The sequence below is a fragment of the uncultured Abyssibacter sp. genome (assembly GCF_964000955.1).
Lineage (GTDB): Bacteria > Pseudomonadota > Gammaproteobacteria > Nevskiales > OUC007 > Abyssibacter.
This window is the reverse complement of record NZ_CAXFCL010000199.1, coordinates 1-19,751: the sequence shown is the minus strand read 5'-3', so window position 1 is coordinate 19,751 and position 19,751 is coordinate 1. Positions and strand designations below refer to the sequence as shown.

Here is a 19,751-nt window from a genome sequence, read left to right as displayed (position 1 = left end):
GCCTCCTTGCTGTCGAAGTAGCGATACGGCGTGGAGTAGCTGCAGCCCAGCGAGGCGGCGATCTGGCGAAAGCTCACCGCCTCCAGTCCGCCGCTTTCGAACTGGTCCATCGCGGCGTCCAGGATCTGCCGGCGTCGCGCCTCAATCTCGTGAACTGTCATCGGTTGTCGTGCCATGAATTAATTGGACAGTATTAAATAAACGGTGTCAATAAATTGGAGGAGGGGCAGAATCGGAAGGTCACCCGGGGACATCAGACTCGGGTTGGTCGCTGGAAAGGCACGGCCGGCGGACGGTTGGCGGTCGCGCGGCCGGAGAGGGTCAGCCGTTCAGCATCGTCACGATCTTGCTCATCGTGCGCAGGTTCCGGTCCGTCATCGGCACGCCCAGCAGCGCCTCGCTGCGCGCCGCCAGCTTGCTGCGACCAATGCCGTCGGGCGCATGCAGGTAGAACACCCGCTCCTTCAGCTCGAACCGCTCGCTCGGCGCCCGGATCGCCTCCAGGCCGTCCAGGTCAGAGTTTGGCGGCACCGAATCGAGAAAACCGAAGTGGACCGACTTCGGGTCGGATGCGTGCTCGGCGAACGGATTGGCGTCCATGGCCGCCGTCACCTCCGATGCCGCGAGCACCAGCACATGCGGTTCGAAACCATGACGCTCGTGAATCGCCTGGGCGATCTCCTGCGAGAGCGCCGCGGACGTCGCCGTGCTCCGGAGTATGACGTTTCCGCTCTGGATGTACGTCTGGACGTGTTCACAGCCCAGCGCTTGCAACAGCGTTCGCAGTTCGGCCATCGGCAGCGTGTTGCGGCCGCCGACATTGATGCCCCGGAGCAGGACGGCGTAGGTCTTCATGCGAAATCGCTGGGCGTCATCCCCGACAGGCCGCCTCGATCGCGGCGATGTCGATCTTCGTCATCCCCATCATTGCTTCGAACGCGCGTTTGGCGACCGCGGGGTCGGGGTTGCTGACCGCCCGGGTCAAGGCCACCGGCGTGATCTGCCAGGACACACCCCATTTGTCCTTGCACCATCCGCAGGCGCTTTCCTGGCCGCCGTTGCCGACGATGGCGTTCCAGTAGCGATCCGTTTCGGCCTGATCCGTCGTTGCCACCTGAAACGAGAACGCCTCGTTGTGCTTGAACCTTGCGCCGCCGTTGAGTCCCAGGCACGGGATGCCCAGCACCGTGAACCAGACGGTCAATACGTCCCCCACCTGACCGGACGGAAAGTCACCGGGCGCGCGATGCACCGCGCCGACCGATGAATCGGGGAACGTATCGGCATAGAACCGGGCCGCTTCCTCGGCGGCGCCGTCGTACCAGAGGCAAATCGTGTTTTTTGCCGGATTCATGCGCGGTCCTCCGTCCAGTGTGGCGCTCTGTCATGGAGCGCTTCAGCTTGCTGGTCTGGCGCCGAGGGCGTGAGGGTGCAGCAAGACCGACCGGACTACCGGAAATCACGTCGATCACGATGACGCATCCGGCAGCCCGCAAGTCTTCCGGGCGGTCTCTATCGATTGCGCCCGTACTGTTCATGACTGGTCACCCAGTCTCCCGTGGCCACGGCGGCGGCCAGTGACATCTCTCCGGCCAGCACGGTAGCACCGATGATCTCGGCCAGCTTTCTGGCCTTGCCCTTGCCGTAGCAATCCATCATCTCCAGGCATTCCCGCTGGCTGGGCAAGCCGGTGCCACCGCCGTAGCTGGCGCAGATCAGCGAGGGCAGCGTGATGGAGAAGTAGTAGCTGCCGTCGTCGGTCAGTTCCCCGACGGCGGCGCCGACGCAGGATTCGGCGACGTTGGCGGCATCCTGTCCGGTGGCGATGAAGGTGGCGGTGATGCCATTGGCGGCGTGGGCGCCGTTGTTCATGGAGCCGGCCATGAAGGCGCCGGTCATGGACATGATGCGGCGCCGGTACAGCGACTTGCAGTCGATGCCCATGATCTCCCGCATCAGCTTGTCCGGAATCGTGCACTCGGCGATGACGCGCTTGCCGCGGCTGTGCAGGAAGTTGATCTGCGAGGGCTTCTTGTCCGTGTCCATGTTGCCGGACAGCGAGAAGCGCTCCACGGCAAATGGCGTGTTCGCGAGAATCCACTGGCAGGCTGCGTGGGTGGCCTTGCCGCACATGTTCTGCCCCGCGGCATCGCCGGTGCTGTAGTTGAAGCGCAGGTACAGGAAGCGGGCCGCGGCGTAGTGCTCGATGTTGCGCAGCTTGCCGATACTGGTGGTCGACTCGGCGGCCTCGCGGATCGGCCCCATGTTGTCGATGACCCAGGCTCCGAACTGTTTCGCGGTCTGCGCATTGTCGAAGGCGAACACCGGGGCGCGCTGTATGGCGTCGTCGGCGACGGTCACGGTGATGCCGCCGGACTCGCGGGTGAGCCGCATGCCGCGGTTGTAGCTGGCGACCAGCGTGCCCTCGGCGGTCGCCATGGGCACATAGAACTCGCCTTTGGCATGTTCGCCATTGACGAGGACCGGGCCGGCGATGCCCAGGGGGACCTGCGCGACACCGGTGAAATGCTCGCAGTTTCCCTGGGTTTCGGCCGGGTCAAAGCTGTAGCTGCCGGTGTGCTTGAGCTGCACGCCCGTCTGTTCGCGAACGAAGTCGCGGCGCGCCTGGGCGGCGGATTCGGCGTACTCATTGGCCTTGTCACGCGGAATGCGCGGGCGGCCGGTCGGTGCGGTGTCGGTCATGGGTCTCTCCACTGGTCCGCCGCTGGATCAGTCCGCGGCGAGTAGTTGTTCTACGTGTGTTTTCAGGATGGTTCCGGCGTGGACGAGCCTGGCCTCATCCCCCGGGTGCTGCATCAGCACATGCAGGGTCAGGGACTCGCTCAGCAGGATGATGCTGCGCGCGACCATCGGATCGAGGGTTCGGCCCTCGGCGGCGAGGAATGTCGAGCAGTAAAGGTCCTCGATCTGCTGGTGCATGCTCAGGCGCATGTCGTGCAGCGCGCCGTCGGGACGCAGAGCCTCCGAGGTGATGACGCGGATGATTGGCCCGGCCGTGGCGACAAAGTCCATGTACACCTCCTGGGCGCGGACGATGCGTTCGATGCCGCTGCCGGGGTGTTTCATCGCCTCGCGGCGGCAGGCCATGAGATGCGTGAGCGAGCGCTCGTAAATGGCGGAGAGCACCGCGCTCTTGTCGGAAAAATGGACGTAGAACGTGCGGCGCGATACGCCGGCGGCGTCCAGAATCGCCTGCACGCTGGTGCCTTCGAAGCCGCGCTCGGCGAAGGCTCTGGCGCCCCCCTTGATGATGCGCAGGCGTGTTTGATCGCGGCGGCTTGCTGCCGGTTTGGCGCGTGAATCGAGCGCCGTGACGGTGTTGTTCATGTCCGCAGAGTCCCTCCGGTTCCGGGCGCCAGAAAAGGGCTACCCATCTGACATGCATCCATGGTATACACTGTGTTTACTTGCTGATGCAAGCCAGATCAGTCGCCCGGCGAGGCGATCCAACCAACATCGACATGGGGAGACAGCACCATGCAAACGAACACCCCCGAGGCCGGTGCGGCCTACTCGGCCAGGTACGCCTGGTTCGTCGTGGCGATCCTGATGATGGCCTACGTGTTCTCGTTCGTGGATCGGCAGATTCTCAATCTGATGGTCGGCCCTATCCGCAAGGATCTGGGTATCTCCGACACGGAGATGAGCCTGCTGATGGGTTTTTCGTTCGCGATCTTCTACACCATCATGGGGATTCCGCTGGGGCGCATGGCGGATTCCAAGAGCCGACGCGGGCTGGTGACGGTGGGCATCGTCGTGTGGAGCGTGATGACCGGCCTTTGCGGCCTGGCGAAACACTACTGGCAGCTGTTTCTGTTCCGGATCGGTGTGGGTGTGGGTGAGGCCGCGCTGTCACCGGCCGCCTATTCGATGATCGCGGACTATTTTCCGCCGTCGAAACGCGCCACGGCGATCAGTGTTTACTCGATGGGCATCTACATCGGTTCCGGCATCGCGTTCCTGCTGGGCGGGCTGATCGTCGAGTTCGTGACCGCACAGGGCGCGGTGACGTTGCCGGTGCTGGGCGAGACCCGGCCGTGGCAGGTCGTGTTCTACGTGCTCGGCGCCTCCGGGTTGCTGTTCAGCCTGGCGTTCCTGCTGATCAAGGAGCCGCGGCGCAGCGGTGCCGGGACCGCCGCGGTTGTTCCGATCCGTGAAGTGGTGGCCTTCCTCAAGCTCAACCGGCGCACGGTCCTCAGCCACAACATCGGGTTCGCGATGATCGCGTTCTGCTCCTACGGTACGGCGGCGTGGATTCCGACCTACTTCGTTCGTGTTCACGGCTGGTCGATCGGGCAGGTCGGGCTGGTGTTCGGGCTCATCGTCATGATCTTCGGCTCGATGGGCATCGTCACCGGTGGGCGCCTGTCCGACCGCTGGACCGCGCAGGGCCGCAGCGATGCGCCGATGCGCGTGGGACTGGTCGCGGCGATCTGCGTGATTCCCTTCGGGGCCGGTTACATGCTGTCGCCGAACAGCCTCGTGGCGGGCCTGTTCCTGGTGCCGGCCACCTTCTTCATCAGCATGCCGTTCGGAGTCGCGCCCACCGCGATTCAGGACATCATGCCCAACCGGCTGCGTGGTCAGGCTTCGGCGCTGTACCTGTTCATCGTCAACATGATCGGCTTGGGCATCGGGCCCACCGCCGTTGCCGTCGTCACCGACTTCGTGTTCCACGACGACAACATGGTCGGCTGGTCGATGTTTCTGGTGAGCGGGGTTGCCGGTGTCGTGGCGATCACCCTGCTGGCGACCGGGATGAAACCGTATCGGGAGAGTCTGGCGCGGGTGCGCGAGCAGGTGGCCTGATCCCGCGGCGCGCCCGGGATCACCGTCGCGCCGTCAGAATCTCCCGCGGAGCCAGCCCGAACGTTGTCCTGAAGGTGTGGGAAAAATGCGAGGGGCTGGAGAAGCCATTGTCGTAGGCCGCCCGGGTGATCGACCGCCCCAGGCCGGCGTCGTGTGCGGCGTGCAGCAGGCGCATCCACACGCGGTACTGACGCAGGCGCAGGCCGGTTTCCGAGACGAACAGGTGTTGCAGGCGTGACTCCGACAATCCGATCTCGCCGGCCAGTGCGGCGATGCGCTGGTTCTCGGCGACGGTCGCATCGAGCAGGTCGGCGGCGGCGATGACGCGGGTGTCGATTTGTCCGCTCGGGTCCGAGGTTTGCCGGATCCAGGCGGGCAGGTCCACCAGCGGCGACGGTGTCTGGCGCAACGTCGCGATCCAGTTGGCGGCGTCCGGGTGCGTTCGCACGGCATGCGGGGCAGGAACGGGCGGCGCCAGGATCGGGTCCAGCAGCAGGATGCCAACCCGGGAGTCCGGCGCGTCCAGGATGTGCTGCTCGCCGGCCGGAACAATCGCGCTGGTGGCGACGTGTCGCTGACCGCTGCGTGCGACATCCACCCGCAGCGGTCCGTCCAGGCCGAACAGCCAGGTTTCGCAGCAGTGCCGGTGCCACTGCGTCTGAGGCAGGCGGCCGACGAACAGCAGCGTGCGACCGCTGATCTGAATCTGGTCCGGTAGCAGAATCTTGAAAGTCTCCCGGTGGTGGCTCGGTCGATAATAGCCCCGTCAGTCAGGGAGAGAGACCGATGGTCACAAGCACGGACGGAACATCACCGACCCGCCGGGTCGCGGCGGTGCAACTCCACGCCGCGGTGGGCGACGCGCCCGCCAACATCGCCCACGCCGAGTCGCGGATTGCCGAGGCCTTCAAGGCCGGCGCGGAGATTGTCGCGCTGCCGGAGTTCTACACTGGAACGATCGCCCCGGTGCCGGAGACCTCGAACTGCGTGCTGCCGGCGAGGAATGTCGCCATCGACATGATGAAGCGGTTGGCCAGGCGCCACGGCGGCTGGGTCGGCGGATCGATGCTGGTCGAGGACGGTGGCGAGATCTACAACCGCTACATTTTCGTCGGCCCCGAGGGTCAGCAGTACCAGCATGACAAGGACCTGCCGACGATGTGGGAGCGGGCGTACTACACCGGCGGCAGTGATGACGGCGTGTGGGACACGGCGCTGGGCGGCGTCGGCGCCGCGGTGTGCTGGGAGCTGATTCGCTGCCAGACGATCCGGCGCATGCGTGGTCGCGTGCAACTCGCGATGACCGGCACGCACTGGTGGACGCTGCCGGAGAACTGGCCGGGGCCGGTGCGCGCCGGGCTGGCGTCCATCGGTCAGTACAACCGCTATCTCAGCGAGCAGGCGCCGGTGGAATTCGCGCGGCGGCTCGGCGCCCCGGTGATTCAGGCCAGCCACTGCGGCGCGGTGGCCGGGACGTTCCGGATCGGGCTGCGTGCCGGCCTGCCCTACGACACCCACTTCGTCGGCGCGACGCAGATCGTCGACAGCCGCGGCAAGGTGCTGGCGAGTCGCAACGCGCTGGAAGGGCCGGGCACCATCTACGCCGACATCGAGTTGGCGAGTCACGAACCGGTGTCGGATGACCCGCTGGATCGCTTCTGGATACCTGCGCTGCCGGCCTTTCTGAAAGCGTACTGGCATCAGCAGAACCTGGTCAGCGCACCGGTTTACCGCCGCAGTGCGCGCGTGGCCGGGGTTCAGGCTGCGCGGCGCGCCAAGGGGGTGGCCGCATGAGTGCCGACTACATCGCGCTGCTTTCGGCGGGCGGGTTCCTGATCGTCGGCATGCTTACGGGGATCTGGAAATACGCGCACATCATGCGTTCGGAAGCCGCCGAGGCCCCGGTTTACGTCGATATCTGTCACCGCACGGCACTGATGTACGCCTTTGCCTGTCTGGTGCTGCAGCAACTCGCCCTGCACAGCCGCTGGAGCGAGTGGGTCGACATGATCGCCGTCGTCGTGCCCATCGCGTTTTTCGCATCGGCCGTGGCCGGCTACGCGTTGCACGGCTGGCTCAGGGACACTGACAACCAGCTCCGCCGGCCGCATGTGATGGGCAGGCGGACCATATCGCCCTGGGTGATTCGCGTGTACATGATCGCGCTGATCGCTGGCGAGATCGGTGGTGTGGTGGTGCTGGTCGCCGGCGTGGTCTGAGCACCGGTTCCTGCTTCGTCCCCGGACTGTCAGGTCACTGTCAGTCCGGGTCGCTGTACTGGCCGCAGATTCCTCCTCGGATGCTGCGATGCCAATTCGACTCTGCCTGCTGCTCGCGATGGTCTCCCTGGCCGCCTGCCGCTACGACGACTATCACCACTACGACCATTACGACTCGCGGCTGCCTGAGGCGGTACTCGACGGCGACTGGGCCACCGGTTGCCAATACATCCATGACGCCGATCCGTACGATCCGTATGACGCGAAGAGCTACACCGACTACTTCAGCTTCTACGATGGCTACTACTACGGCGCCTACGAAACCTACGCGACGGACAACTGTGGCGGCGAGCCGCTGGACGTGTACATCACCGAGGGCGAAATCTACCTCGGCGGCTACACGCTGACGGATGACGGCGTGGAGGCCGAGCGCCTGGATTTCGAGGGCGATTTCACCTGCTACACGCTGATTGATCTCGATACCTGGAGCGATACCTTCGTGCTCGGCGATTTCCAGCATGCCGGCTACGATGACTGCCGTTCGCCGGAACGCCGGCATCGGTACCTGGATTTCGAAGCGGTGTACTTCCGCTACTAGGGCTATTCGAGATACGGCCGCAGGATGTCATCCAGCCAGTCCGCGAACACCTGAACACGACGGGAACGGTTGCGGCGGTGCGAGAACAGCAGTGACACCGGCATCGATTGGGCGGGGTGGTCGGGCAGCACCTCCACGAGCTGACCATCGTCGAGCAGATGCTGCACGCCGATGGCCGGCACCTGGATCATGCCCAGGCCGGCCAGGCAGCAGGCCTCGTAGGCATCGGAGTTGTTGACGGTGATGACACCGGGCAGCTCCAGGGTGCGGTAGATGCGGCCGTCGAAGTATTCCCAGGCTTCGGGCTTGTCGCCCAGCGTCGAGGCGTAGTGCACCAGCAGGTGACCGTCACGCAGGTCATTGATCGTCGTGGGCACGCCGTGGCGCTTCAGATACGCCGGGCTGGCGCAGTTCACCAGCCGCATCGTGCCCAGCCGCCGGGCGACCAGACTGGAATCGCGCAGCGTGCCGATCCGCAGCACGCAGTCGAACCCCTCCTGCACGAGATCCACCCGGCGGTCGGTGCTGCTCAGTTCCACCGCGAGTTGCGGGTGGGCCCGGAGAAACTCCGGCAGTCGGGGCGCCACCTGGTGCCGGGCCAGGCGGCTGGGCATGTCCACGCGCAGGCGGCCGGTCAGTGCGCGTTCGTCGTTGATGAACAGGGTATTGAGTTCGTCCAGCTCGGCGAGCAGGTCGACGCAGTGATCGAAGTAGACGGCACCGTCCTGCGTTAGCTCGACATGACGCGTCGTGCGATGGAACAGTCGGGTGCCGAGCTGCTGTTCGAGCTGACGCACGGCGGTGGAGACGCTGGCCTTGGGCAGCGTCAGCGTTTCGGCGGCACCGGTGAAGCTGCTCATCTCCGCGACTCGCGTGAAGATCTGCATTGCCTTGACCTGATCCATGGCAGCCCCCGCAATTGTTCGCAATTGGCGAACACATTAATCACGAATCGCCAGTTTATGCCAAAAGAACAGCCAATTAGGCTGCATGTCCAAGTTCATCACGGCTCCCAAGGAGACTGGCATGACAGCTCAAACACGTATCGTTCTGATCACCGGTGGCAGCCGCGGTCTCGGCCGCGAAGCGGCGCTGGAGGTCGCGAAGCAGGGCGACGAGGTCCTGCTGACCTATCAGAGCCAGGCCGACGCGGCGCAGGCCGTGGTGGCGCAGATCGAGGCCATGGGCCGCAAGGCGGTGGCGCTGCAACTGGATATGGCCGCCAGCGACCGCTTCCCGGCATTCGCCGACACCGTCCGCGACACCCTGCAATCCATCTGGGGTCGAGATCGTTTCAACGCCTTGCTCAACAACGCCGGGCACGGCCTGAACAGACCGTTCGCCGAGACCACCGAGGCCGAGTTCGACAGCATCATGCAGGTGCATGTGAAGGCGCCATTCTTTCTGACCCAGGCGTTGCTGCCGCTACTCGCCGACGGCGGGCGCATCCTCAACGTCTCGTCCGGGCTGGCGCGGTTCTGTCTGCCGGGGCATGCGGCCTATGCCTCCGCAAAGGGCGCGATCGAGGTGCTGAGCCGCTACTTGGCGAAGGAACTGGGCGAGCGTGGTATCTCGGTCAATGCCATCGCGCCGGGTGCGATCGAAACCGATTTCGGCGGCGGCGCCGTGCGCGACAACGACGCGATCAATCAGCAGGTCGCATCCGTCACGGCGATGGGCCGTGCCGGCCTGCCATCGGATATCGGCGTGGTCATGGCGCAGTTGCTCGGGCCGGCGTCGCAGTGGATCACCGGGCAGCGGATCGAGGCGTCCGGTGGGATGTTGCTGTAGGCGTGAAGTGTGAGGGGTGAGGCGCATGCGGCTGGTTGTGAGCTGGCGCCGGTTGCTTCCATCATGGACGAGCCTGCCGCGCCGCGGCGGCCATGAATAGCGATCAGGGAAGGGGATTGAGATGCAGGCAATTCGGCCGATGCCGCCACGCGACCCTCAGCAGGAGCACCGGGCCGCCACACCGCTGGAGCTGCTGTTCGACCTGGTGTCGGTGATCGCCATCGCGGTGGCCGCCGCCGGCTTGCATCACGCCGTGGCCGAGGCGCATGCGGTCGAGGGCATTCTCAAGTTCGTCGCCGCGTTCTTCGCGATCTGGTGGGCGTGGATGAACTTCACCTGATTCGCGTCGGCCTACGACAACGACGATGCCCCTTATCGGCTGCTGACCATGGTGATCATGTTCGGTGCGCTGATCATGGCGGCCGGCATCGAGCCGTTCTTCGATCATCTGGACTTGCGGGTGATCGTGACCGGCTACGTGGTCATGCGTCTGGGCATGGTGGCATTGTGGCTGCGCGCCGCCGCGAATGATGCCGGGCGTCGCCCCACCGCAATGCGCTACGCCATCGGCATCGCGCTGGTCCAGTGTTTCTGGGTGGCCTTCGGCTGGCTACCGGAGCCGGGCACGGGCTTGTTCTACGGCCTGTTCGCGGTGGGTGCGATCCTGGAGCTGGCCGTGCCGGCGATCGCCGAACGCGGCAACGCCACCCCCTGGCATCGCCATCACATCATGGAGCGCTACGGGCTGCTCAACATCATCGTCTTGGGCGAGACGCTGCTCGCCGGGTCGATGGCGCTCAATCATGCCGTCACCGGACACTTCGACATTGCCCTGGTGCATATCGCGCTGTCGGCGATGCTGATCCTGTTCTCGATGTGGTGGCTTTACTTCGCTCGCCAGGAGCATTTGCAGGATCAACGCCTGTCCCGCGCGCTGACCTGGGGCTACGGCCATTTCGTGATCTACATGAGTGGCGCGGCCGTGGGTGCCGGTTTCGCGGTGCTGGTCGACGTGATCACGGGCCACGCCAAGATCGGACTGCTGGCCGGTGACTACGCGGTGGCGATTCCGGTGGCGGGGTATCTCGTCGGGCTTTGGTTCGTCCGCGACCGCTTCGTGCTGGGAGGCATGGCTCGGCACAGCCTGTTGCTGTTCGCCGCTCTGGTGCTGCTGGTGCCGCCGTTGCTGGCACTGGAGGGTGTGGCGCTGGTGGCGGTCGTGGCCGTCTGGGTTCGCGGGCGTTTGGCGCCGCGGCCGCTGCCCGGGGACTAGCCGGCCGGGCCTCCGTGGCGATGGCGCGGCAACCGAAGTCGCCGCGCCATCCGATTGCTTCCGACCGCCTTAACGACGCCCGCGGGACCGCAGGGCCGCCGGACGGAAGTCGTTGTCATCCGCCTCGATCGGCTGGTAGACCACGTCATAGTCGTTGGTCAGCCGCATGGCGATATACCGTTTGGCGTCCAGGTCATGATGCACTTCAACCCCGGCCGTGAGCATTGGCAGGTCGTAGAAGTTGAGCGAGTGCATTTCGGATACCCGCCACAGCTGATCGCGGCTGTCGTACTTGTCGACCACATGCGCGACCCAGCTGTCTTCATCGAGATAGAAGTCGCGACGCTTGTAGATGTGGCTGGTGCCATCCTTGAGCGTCGCCCGCACATGCCAGACACGATGCAACTCGTAGCGGGTGTACTCGGGGTTGATATGCCCCGGCAACAACACGTCCTCGCTGCTGATGTCGTCACTGTTCACGTCGAACGCGTTGTACGGGATGTAGATCGCCTTCTTGCCAATCACTTCCCAGTTGTAGCGATCCGTCGCGCCGTTGAACATGCCGAAGTCATCGTTGGTGCGCAGGCTGTCGGAGGCGGTGCCCGGATTGTCGTAGGCGACATTGGGTGCCAGACGGACGCGGCGGGAGCCGGGGTTGTAGATCCAGGCCTTGCGCGGCTGGCGGACCTGATCGGCGTACTCGTGCACCAGCAGAATCGACCCGGCCAGACGCGGCGGGGCGGTGATCGCCTGCAGGAAGTAGAGCAACAGATTTTCCTGGCGTGCGCCGGGTTCCTTGCGCTGGTTGCCGTAGATGAAGTCGTACTCGTAGTCGAACTCGACGAGGTTGTAGTCGCCGTTGGATGTCACGGGCGCCTGCGCCCAGCTGGTGCCCCAGGTATCGCCCTTGTAGGCGGTCAGGTGGTTCCAGATGACTTCGGTACCGTTCTGAGGAATCGGAAAGGCGATGCCGGAGGTCGAGCCGGTGAAGCCGTTGCCGCCCTGAACCAGCGTGACCTTGGTGGCATTGTCGCGGGTCGCGTCGTAGATCCCCTGGGGGAATGAGGCGGAGCGCCGCGTCGGATAGACCTTCATCTTCCAGGTCGGGTACTGCTTGAGCAACGCCATCTGCCCCGGCGTCAGGTGCTCCGCGTACTCATCGGCATTGCTGCCGGTGATTTCGAAGAGAACCGAATCCTTCGAATAGGGGTTGGGGTAGTGCCCGGTCGGCTTGAAGTCCGGGTGGACTTCGGTGAGCCCGCCCGTCCAGGCGGGAATACCGAGTGCCGGATCGCCGGCTTTTTCGGCGCCCAGCGGCGTGAGGTCCTGGCCCAGGCGCGCGGCCTCGGACTCGGAGACGGCGGCGGACGTCAGCAGGGGCATCGTGGTCGCCACGGCGGCGGTTGCCGCGACGGCGGTGCCCAGCAGACGGTTGAAACGTGAATGCATGGTGCTCTCCAGAATAGGGTTGGCTTGCGGCGTCGGTTCGGGGGTCAGAATGCGTAGCTGACCGATACGCCGAGAAAATCGCGATCCGCCGAGTCGTTGGCGCGCGTGGCGAAGGAGGCCGACTGGCTGGGATCGCCGGTGGCGGTCGTGCCGATCGGGGTCATGTCGCCCGGTGCGTACGGGTCGGTGCCGGCGTAGACCTCGCCACCGGTGAACACCGTGTAGGCGATATCGGCCTGCCAGCGCTGGAGGTAGCTGAACTGCACGCCGGCGCTGATGACCTGATTGTCTTCGGTGAACGTCGAGCTCACGCCGTTGACGTCATGGAAGAACACCAGGCGCGGCGAGATGTTGACCGAGGCGAACACGTTGGAATAGTCGAGGCGGGTGACCAGGCGATAGCCCCAGGAGGACTTGGTCTGGAAACCTCCGCCGAGGTCTTCCTGACACGACCCGTTCGCGACCGCGATGACCAGCACCGGATTGTTGCGACAGGTGGGAAGCGCCGCGCCGGCACCCGAGTAGGGTTTGTCTTCCAGATCCTGCCGCGTGTAGCCGATCTCGCCGAGCACGATCCACTGACCGGCGCCGAAGCTCGGTCCGAAGGCCTTGGTGATGGTGGTCTGGATCTGCCAGGTTTCGATCTCGTCGTAGCCGGAGACGACCTCGCCGGCGGCATAGGTGCCCAGGTACATCCCGTCCACGAGGGCCGCGGGCACGACGTCGCCGCCGGACAGCTGCACCGGTGCGTTCGGACGGTAGCTGACCTCACCCTGGACGGCGGTGCCCCAGGGGCCGTTGGTGTTCATGCTCAGACCCCAGAGCGAGATGTCCTCGTCGTACTCGACGAAGTAGCTCGCACGGCAGGTTGACGGGTCGGTGACCGCGTCGTCCATGCACAGCGGAGGCGGGTTCGGGTTCAGGCCGCCTTCGGCCGTATTGCCGATGTTCGAGGCCTGTCCGCGAACCGCCGAGATGTTGGGGGTGCGCGAGTGGTAGTTCACGTAGTAGAGCCCGAACTCGGTGGAGTTCAGGGATTCCGCGAAATAGCGGAATGCCACGCCCGCCTGCGAGGTCTCGTCCTCCGGTGCGACGTTCGCGGTCCGCGGGATCCACGCGTGCGCATCGCCGCCCACGCCCAGGGGACGCGTGTTGTCATCGAGTCGACGGCCGTAGCTCAGGAAGATCTTGTCGCCGTCATCCGATGCGGCGTCGTTGGTCGAGAAGAAGCTGCCGCGCGGGTCGATCTCGACCTGTTCCCAGTCGAACTGCCAGACGGCTTCCATGCTGAGGTTGTCCGTGATCGAGGTCTGGACGAACAGCATCGGAATCGGCGTCAGGGCCTCCTTGATCTCGGAGCCGGGCAGGCGGATCTTGGAGACGTCGATCGGGTTGAGAATGTTGATGCCGTTGCGGATGAACGTGCTCTCGCCCCAGCTCACCACCTGGTTGCCCAGGTTCATGCTGATGTACTGATCCCCCAGCGAGAAGCTGCCGTAGAGGAAGGCGTCGAGCAGGTCCACGCTGTTGTCCAGCCGTTCGTGGCCACGTTCGCCCAGTTCGGCTTCTCCGCGGGCGCGGGATTCATTCGCGGCCAGCCGTTCGTCCAGCTCACCGGCGTCCGAAGCCTCCGGGTTATAGAAGGCGCTGGCGCGGGTGAAGATGCCCCAGTTGCGGTTGAAGGCCAGATCCAGATCGACGGTGACCTTGGCCGCGGCGGACACCACATCGCCCTTCTCGTAGCCGTAGGTGCCGTCGTCGCCGTTCGCGGATCGCGACGTGCCGCCGTTGGAGATGCCGATCAGCGACTCGTCCGGGTCCTGCATGCGGAAGGACACACCGGCGGACAGCGTGGTGTCGATCCGCGCTTCCATGCCGCCGATATCCAGCGTCGCCGCGGATGCATGGAATGGGACGGTAGCCGCTCCCAGGACTGCAAGCCGCAGCAGGTTGCATGAATACATCTTCATCTGAGTGTCTCCCTGATGGGTTATTGATCCGGTTTGCACCAGATCTGTTGCACGCGTGTCAGTCCGAAGCCCCGGCCTGAAGGGGCAGGTCCGGCTGAGCACTTGTGGATTGACCGGCCACGAACGGCTGCCGATTCAATTTATGTACGTTTGGGTACGTTATACGAGCCGTTGTAGCGACGTCGTCGTAAAGGGGATGTGAACAGCGTCGCCTGCTCGTGCGTGGAGCACGGGTTGCGCAGGCCGTGAGGCACGGTCCGTCGGCGCCGGTGCTGGGGCGCAATGTCATCGTCAGCGTGCATCGTCTCCTCCAATGCCCTGAGTTGTTGTCAGCCCGAGCGGCGCCGGGACGATCCGCTTCTGTGAGGGATTCGATCCGCGTGCGGCGGCACGGTGCCGCTAAGCCAATGATGTACCAACAAGTTCATAATGGGAACACCTTGCGTCGATGAAACGCGGCATTCCCCGCGCTGCGGACGCCATTCGAGCGGATTGCGGATTCGCCGTGGTGTTGTCACGGCCTGTCCGTGACGCCAGCGTGATCCGCGCAGGTTGCGCGGCACTTCCAACGGCTGGCGATGCCGCCGCGCCGGCCGGACACGCGAGTCGCGGTCCGCGGCAACAGCAGGCGGGAGTGGTGCCCCTGGTTACAGCCAGCCGCGTTCCTTGGCTGCGACGCCAGCCTGGAAGCGGTTGTGCACGCCCAATTGTTCGTAGAGCGCGGCAATGCGGCGCCGCACGGTTCTGACGGTCACGTCCAGTTCCAGCGCGATGGCCTCGTCCTTGAGGCCGGCCGCGAGCAGGGCGAGCAATTGCCGCGGGATGTCCTCTTCGTCCGGTGTCGGAATGTCGCTGGTGATTGGGCGCCCGCGGCTCCAAAGCAACTCGTAAAGCGCGATCAGCGAGTCCAGCAGGGCTGACGGGTGAACCACGATGACCGCCGGTTCATGCTCTTCGCCCGAGGTCAGGAGTACAAGCAACGCCTCGTCGTCATCGATCAGCACCAGCTTGATCGGGACATCCGGTAGCACGCGAGCGTCCTCGCCCGCGCGGATGGCGAGGAACGCCCGGTCCACGTGGTGGGGCGTATCGAAGATGGACTGGTCGTAGAGCGTGCGGTACGTGAGCCCTTCCTTCATCAGCTCCAGTTGCAGGTTCATTTTCTCGACGTTGGCGCCACCGTAGTAGGGCGGCCGATCGGTCATGCGGATCATGCCGCGCGCGCGGCGCTGGCCCTGCTCCCAGCGGTTGTCGATGGCCTCGGCGCCGGTCACCACCTCGATGATGGAGCTGGTGTCCTGCCATTGGCGGATGGTTCTCAGCTTCTCGCTGAGCCGGGCGGATTCGATGCGGACCTGATCCAGTGCCTGATGCTCACGCTTGATGAGCATGGCGATGGCGCCTTCCGGGTCGGCAACGGTGAACGGGCCGTCCAGCGACCCGGCGAGCACCAGGCCGGCATTGATCAGGGCGTTGATCTCGGCCTGTGCGTCCTCACGCGTCAGGCCGACGCGTGACATCAGGCCGGAGAGTTCCAGCTGGGGCTCTCCGATCAGCGTGCGATACACGCGTTCCTGGCGGGTGGTCAGACCGATGCGCTCTAGCATGACGATGAATTCCGAATCCTGTCCTGATACTGACAGTGTCAGTATCGCGGATTGGCGGAATGCCGTCCGTGGGCGGGGTCGAACAGACGGTGCGACCGGTTTCGGCCGCTCAGTTCAGGTGCGTGTCGAGGAAGGTCGTGACGCGCGGATCGTCGAGCAGATCCCAGTGATTCATCCGGGCGAAGACGCGTGTGCCGGATTCGGACCAGGCCATCGCGGGGCGGCCATCGCGTGTCTGTCCCAGGGCGCTGCGAACGGGGACCAGCCCGTCGCCCAGCAGGTGCGTGCGTCGGGCGCCCAGCGTACCGGCGGCCGCAACGGCCTCGATGTGCGCCGGCAGCGGGTGCAGGTTCGGGCGATGGTCGCTGCGCTCGAAGCGATCGCGACCCTGCCAGTCCTCGTCCAGCGTGCTGCCGTGGCGAAGATCGGTGATGCCGGCGCTGCGCAGCCAGCCGAGGCGGGCGATTGGCGCGGTGTAGGGGCTCAGCGCGCCGAGCACGTCGATCCAGTTGCCGCCGCGCTCCAGCGGTGCGCCGAGATGCGGAGTACCGAGAAACGCGATCGATCGGACCCGCTCGGGCCAATCGTGGCCGAGGGTTTCGGCCTGCGCCAGCGCGCTGCGCGTAACCAGCCCGCCCATGCTGTGAGCCAGGATGCGCACTGAGCGCACCCGAGTCGGCCAGGCCGCGATCAACGCTTCCAGCTGCGTGGACAGCTCGCGGCCGTTGACCGAGATGTGGCGACCCGTGTTGTAGAGCAGATGCACCGCATCGGCGCCGAACCGCTCGGCCTGGTGCACGCCGTGATTGTGGCCGTTGCGCGTCCATTGCCGGTCGTTCATGCACAGCCCGTGGACGGTGATGATCAACTGCCGTGACGGCCGCGGCACCGCGCGCTTGAGCGCGTCGCGGTCCATGGGCAAGGTGCCGCCGTGCCGACGCCACTGCATCGGGATGGCCAGCGGATTGTCGGTGTCGAGCAGGTAGTCGCCGACCACGCCGTTGAGCGCCGAGATCACCGCTTCCCGCCCCGGTCCCGGCGGCGCCAGTTCGTCCAGCGAATCCGCGAGACGGCCGAGGACGATGTCCACGGATTCACGCGTGAGCCCGTTGATGCCGCGAATCGTGGCGTGCACGAAGCCGGCGATCCCCGGTGCGCCTCCGGTCGGCGCCTGGCCGATCGGCGGCGAGACCGCGGCGATGTTGCGGTACATGTCCTCGACGATGCCCGTCACGCCGTCGACCGCGTCGAAGGCGAGTCGAGCGGCGCCGCGAAGTGTCTGGCCGGTTTTCATGTGTTCATGACCTCAGTGATCGGTCTTCCACTGCGGAACGCCCAGCAGGATCAGGCGCAGATGCTGTTCCGCTCGCTTCATCAGCGCCGCCTCGCCTTCCCGATCGTGCGTGTCGACATCGAGGATGTCGATGGCATTGGCGACCATGGCATTGAGCAGCAGCGACGCGATCATGTGCAGATCCGCGGTGTTCCATTCCTTCAGATACGGCAGCCGGGCCAGATCCACCGCCAGTTCGGTCTGCACCAGACGCAGCTCCCGACGGATGGCGTTGCGGACCACCGCGCTGCCGCCGAAGCGTTCGCTGGCGATGAAGGCGAACCCGGCACGGTTCGCGCGGATATGGCGTACCAGTGATTTCACCACGCTGGTCACCAGACGGTCGGTGCTGCGGGTGTCCTCGCGCACGTCCTCGAGAATCTTGCGCAGGGCGCGGAACGCCTCGTCGACCAGTGCCAGGCCCAGGGCATCCATGTCCGGGAAATGCCGATAGAACCCTGTGGGCACGATGCCGACTTCGCGCGTCAATTCGCGCAGCGACAGGCCGTCGAAGCTCTTGTCCCCGTCGAGCATGGCCAGCGCCTTGTCGATCAGGATCTGGCGCGTGTCGCCCCGGCGGGCGATGCGTCGCGACTTGCTGCTGCGAGTACTCATGATGACAAGTGTACTCGAAACTTAAAATTGCGGTGTCTGGCCAGAATGTTGGCAGGCCATGGAAAATATATCTCTATGTTTTTAATCATGAATATCTGAGTATTGTGAACGAGTGTTGACATCAATCCTGAGTTGAGAAAGTATGTATACGACTGTTCACTTAGATAGTTCGTCAGGAGACGCTCGCATGACGCGCAAAACCGTCCGGACATCGATCAATTCGCCCGCCTCGCTGAGCCAGCGCGTGTTGGCCGCCCTGAGCTTTCCGCATCCGGTGGCCGCCTACGCCGAGGCGCTGAGCCCGCGGCTGCGGCGTCGTACCTCCAGTGGTCACGTGCCTGCGACCGTGGTGGCCGTGCAACGTCCGACCGCGGACAGCGTCACGCTGACGATTCGTCCGCTGGGACGGCTGGACGGCTTCCGCGCCGGGCAGTTTGTCCAATTGGCGGTCGAGGTCGACGGTGTGCGCCGTGTGCGCTGCTTCTCGCCCGCGCAGTCCGAGCATGTCGAGGATGGTCTGATCGAGTTGACCGTCAAGGCCAATGCCGACGGCGTCGTCTCCCGATATCTCTACGCGCATGCGGAGCCAGGAATGGCGCTGGCGCTGTCCGGAGCGCAGGGCGAGTTTCACTTGCCGGAGGCCCGGCCCGACCGCATCGTGCTGATCAGTGGTGGCAGCGGCATCACGCCCGTGTTGGCGATGCTGCGGACCCTGGTCGATGAGGCCCACATCGGACGTGTGACCTTCCTGCACTACGCTCGCCGGCCCGCCGAACAGGTTGCGGCCGAGGAGCTCCGGGCCATCGCCGATGCGCATTCGAATATCGATGTGCTGACCGTTTACACGGGCAGCGATGCCCGGGGGCTGGGCGAGGCCGATGGCCATTGCACGCCGACGCAGCTGGATGCGCTGATCCCTGATCTGGCGGAGGCTCAGGCCTGGCTTTGCGGTCCCGCCGCGTTGATGCAGGCGGTCGAATCGATTTACGCCGAGCGTGGCTGGTCGCGACGGTTGCACCAGGAACGCTTTGGTGTGGCGGCCGGCGCGGTCGACGAGGCGGCGGGCGGCGACGTGCGTTTCGCCCGCAGCGAGCGCTTCGTCGCCAACAACGGCGCCAACCTGCTGGAGCAGGCCGAAGCCGCCGGGTTGCGCCCCAAACACGGCTGCCGCATGGGCATTTGCAGTACTTGCACCTGCCGCAAGACGGCTGGCGTCGTCCGCAATCTGCAGACGGGCGAGCTGTCCTCCGAAGCCGACGAGCCGATCCGCATCTGCGTGTCGCAGCCGGTCGGCTCGGTCACCGTCGATCTCTGATCGAAACCTTTTTTCACTCCCACGTTTGCGTCTCAAGGAGGCACGACATGGCTGAATCAACCGCTTCTTACGCGCCCGAGCTCACGCCGGAGCAACTCGACGCCTTCGGCCGCGAGCTGGATGCGATCCGCGATCGCGTGCTTGCCGATCTGGGCGAGCGCGATGCCCGCTACATCCGCGACATGATCAAGACCCAGCGCCGGCTGGAAATCGGCGGGCGCGGCCTGCTGTTCCTCAGCTTCTTTCCGCCCGCCTGGGTCGCCGGCACCGTGGCGCTGTCGATCTCCAAGATTCTCGACAACATGGAGATTGGCCACAACGTCATGCACGGTCAGTACGACTGGATGAACGATCCGGAACTGAGCGGCGAAACCTTCGAGTGGGATACCGCTTGTCCGGCGGACCAGTGGCGACATTCGCACAATTACATGCACCACACCTTCACCAACGTGCAGGGCGTGGACCGGGACATCGGCTACGGCGTGCTGCGGATGTCCGAGGACAAGGCCTGGCATCCGTACTACCTGCTCAATCCGTTGTGGGCATTCCTGCTCGCGGTGTTCTTCCAGTACGGGGTGGCGCTGCATGACCTTGAGGTGGAGCGTCTGCGCAAGGGCAAGCGTGATCTGGGCGAGGTGAAGCGGGTCGCCAGGGGCATCTGGCGCAAGACCAGCCGGCAGACGCTGAAGGATTACGTCCTGTTTCCGCTGCTGGCCGGCCCGATGGCGCCGCTGGTGTTCGCTGGCAATCT

18 protein-coding genes and 1 pseudogene are annotated in these 19,751 nt (G+C 65.1%); 8 read left to right on the top strand and 11 right to left on the bottom strand.

What is annotated here, in order from left to right:
* Nucleotides 1-321: 321 nt before the first annotated feature.
* The 4 genes from ABNS06_RS09590 to ABNS06_RS09575 all read right to left on the bottom strand — a co-directional run bounded on the left by ABNS06_RS09590 (nt 322) and on the right by ABNS06_RS09575 (nt 3,348).
* On the bottom strand, nt 322-855 hold the full coding sequence (locus ABNS06_RS09590) for a DUF1697 domain-containing protein (RefSeq protein ID WP_348674210.1): 534 nt from the start codon (nt 853-855) through the stop codon (nt 322-324).
* A gap of 16 nt (nt 856-871) precedes the next feature.
* Nucleotides 872-1,354, bottom strand: coding sequence for a VOC family protein (locus tag ABNS06_RS09585; RefSeq protein ID WP_348674208.1), 483 nt, complete (start codon nt 1,352-1,354; stop codon nt 872-874).
* Nucleotides 1,355-1,512: 158 nt separating this feature from the next.
* The gene (locus ABNS06_RS09580) at nt 1,513-2,703 is read right to left on the bottom strand and encodes a hydroxymethylglutaryl-CoA reductase (RefSeq protein WP_348674207.1); all 1,191 of its coding nucleotides are present in this window, start codon (nt 2,701-2,703) and stop codon (nt 1,513-1,515) included.
* 27 nt (nt 2,704-2,730) lie between these two features.
* A complete protein-coding gene (locus ABNS06_RS09575; protein WP_348674205.1) occupies nt 2,731-3,348 on the bottom strand; it encodes a TetR/AcrR family transcriptional regulator in 618 nt (205 codons plus the stop codon).
* A 150-nt stretch (nt 3,349-3,498) separates the two neighbouring features.
* Between ABNS06_RS09575 and ABNS06_RS09570 the strand changes: the two genes are divergently transcribed.
* Complete coding sequence (locus ABNS06_RS09570; RefSeq protein WP_348674204.1) at nt 3,499-4,830, top strand: MFS transporter; 1,332 nt, start codon at nt 3,499-3,501, stop codon at nt 4,828-4,830.
* Nucleotides 4,831-4,849: 19 nt separating this feature from the next.
* On the opposite strand, the gene ABNS06_RS09565 is transcribed toward ABNS06_RS09570, so the two are convergent.
* On the bottom strand, nt 4,850-5,428 hold the full coding sequence (locus ABNS06_RS09565) for an AraC family transcriptional regulator (RefSeq protein WP_348674203.1): 579 nt from the start codon (nt 5,426-5,428) through the stop codon (nt 4,850-4,852).
* A 188-nt stretch (nt 5,429-5,616) separates the two neighbouring features.
* Here ABNS06_RS09565 and ABNS06_RS09560 point away from each other — a divergent pair, with 188 nt between their 5' ends.
* The 3 genes from ABNS06_RS09560 (at nt 5,617) to ABNS06_RS09550 (ending at nt 7,647) form a co-directional block, all read left to right on the top strand.
* The gene (locus ABNS06_RS09560; RefSeq protein ID WP_348674201.1) at nt 5,617-6,624 is read left to right on the top strand and encodes a carbon-nitrogen hydrolase family protein; all 1,008 of its coding nucleotides are present in this window, start codon (nt 5,617-5,619) and stop codon (nt 6,622-6,624) included.
* Complete coding sequence (locus ABNS06_RS09555; protein ID WP_348674200.1) at nt 6,621-7,049, top strand: hypothetical protein; 429 nt, start codon at nt 6,621-6,623, stop codon at nt 7,047-7,049. The genes ABNS06_RS09560 and ABNS06_RS09555 overlap by 4 nt, the downstream gene beginning before the upstream one ends.
* An 88-nt stretch (nt 7,050-7,137) precedes the next feature.
* The gene (locus ABNS06_RS09550) at nt 7,138-7,647 is read left to right on the top strand and encodes a hypothetical protein (RefSeq protein ID WP_348674198.1); all 510 of its coding nucleotides are present in this window, start codon (nt 7,138-7,140) and stop codon (nt 7,645-7,647) included.
* 2 nt (nt 7,648-7,649) lie between these two features.
* Here the strand turns inward: ABNS06_RS09550 and ABNS06_RS09545 are convergent, their stop codons facing one another.
* Nucleotides 7,650-8,552: a LysR family transcriptional regulator gene (locus ABNS06_RS09545; protein WP_348674197.1), complete on the bottom strand. Its 903-nt coding sequence runs from the start codon at nt 8,550-8,552 to the stop codon at nt 7,650-7,652.
* A 121-nt stretch (nt 8,553-8,673) separates the two neighbouring features.
* Between ABNS06_RS09545 and ABNS06_RS09540 the strand changes: the two genes are divergently transcribed.
* Complete coding sequence (locus ABNS06_RS09540) at nt 8,674-9,438, top strand: SDR family oxidoreductase (RefSeq protein ID WP_348674196.1); 765 nt, start codon at nt 8,674-8,676, stop codon at nt 9,436-9,438.
* 121 nt (nt 9,439-9,559) lie between these two features.
* Nucleotides 9,560-10,711 (top strand): annotated as a pseudogene (locus ABNS06_RS09535) (low temperature requirement protein A).
* 69 nt (nt 10,712-10,780) lie between these two features.
* Here ABNS06_RS09535 and ABNS06_RS09530 read toward each other — a convergent pair.
* The 5 genes from ABNS06_RS09530 to ABNS06_RS09510 all read right to left on the bottom strand — a co-directional run bounded on the left by ABNS06_RS09530 (nt 10,781) and on the right by ABNS06_RS09510 (nt 17,685).
* Nucleotides 10,781-12,160, bottom strand: a complete 1,380-nt coding sequence (locus tag ABNS06_RS09530; RefSeq protein WP_348674194.1) for a DUF1329 domain-containing protein — start codon at nt 12,158-12,160, stop codon at nt 10,781-10,783.
* Nucleotides 12,161-12,204: 44 nt separating this feature from the next.
* Entirely contained in the window at nt 12,205-14,130 is a 1,926-nt protein-coding gene (locus ABNS06_RS09525) for a DUF1302 domain-containing protein (protein ID WP_348674193.1), read from the bottom strand.
* A 647-nt stretch (nt 14,131-14,777) separates the two neighbouring features.
* Entirely contained in the window at nt 14,778-15,737 is a 960-nt protein-coding gene (locus ABNS06_RS09520) for a LuxR C-terminal-related transcriptional regulator (RefSeq protein WP_348674191.1), read from the bottom strand.
* 109 nt (nt 15,738-15,846) lie between these two features.
* Complete coding sequence (locus ABNS06_RS09515; protein WP_348674189.1) at nt 15,847-17,031, bottom strand: hypothetical protein; 1,185 nt, start codon at nt 17,029-17,031, stop codon at nt 15,847-15,849.
* A gap of 12 nt (nt 17,032-17,043) precedes the next feature.
* Nucleotides 17,044-17,685: a TetR family transcriptional regulator gene (locus ABNS06_RS09510; protein WP_348674187.1), complete on the bottom strand. Its 642-nt coding sequence runs from the start codon at nt 17,683-17,685 to the stop codon at nt 17,044-17,046.
* A gap of 187 nt (nt 17,686-17,872) precedes the next feature.
* Here ABNS06_RS09510 and ABNS06_RS09505 point away from each other — a divergent pair, with 187 nt between their 5' ends.
* On the top strand, nt 17,873-19,000 hold the full coding sequence (locus ABNS06_RS09505; protein ID WP_348674185.1) for a ferredoxin reductase: 1,128 nt from the start codon (nt 17,873-17,875) through the stop codon (nt 18,998-19,000).
* Nucleotides 19,001-19,047: 47 nt separating this feature from the next.
* The coding region (locus ABNS06_RS09500; protein WP_348674183.1) for a fatty acid desaturase at nt 19,048-19,751 on the top strand (704 nt) is incomplete at its 3' end.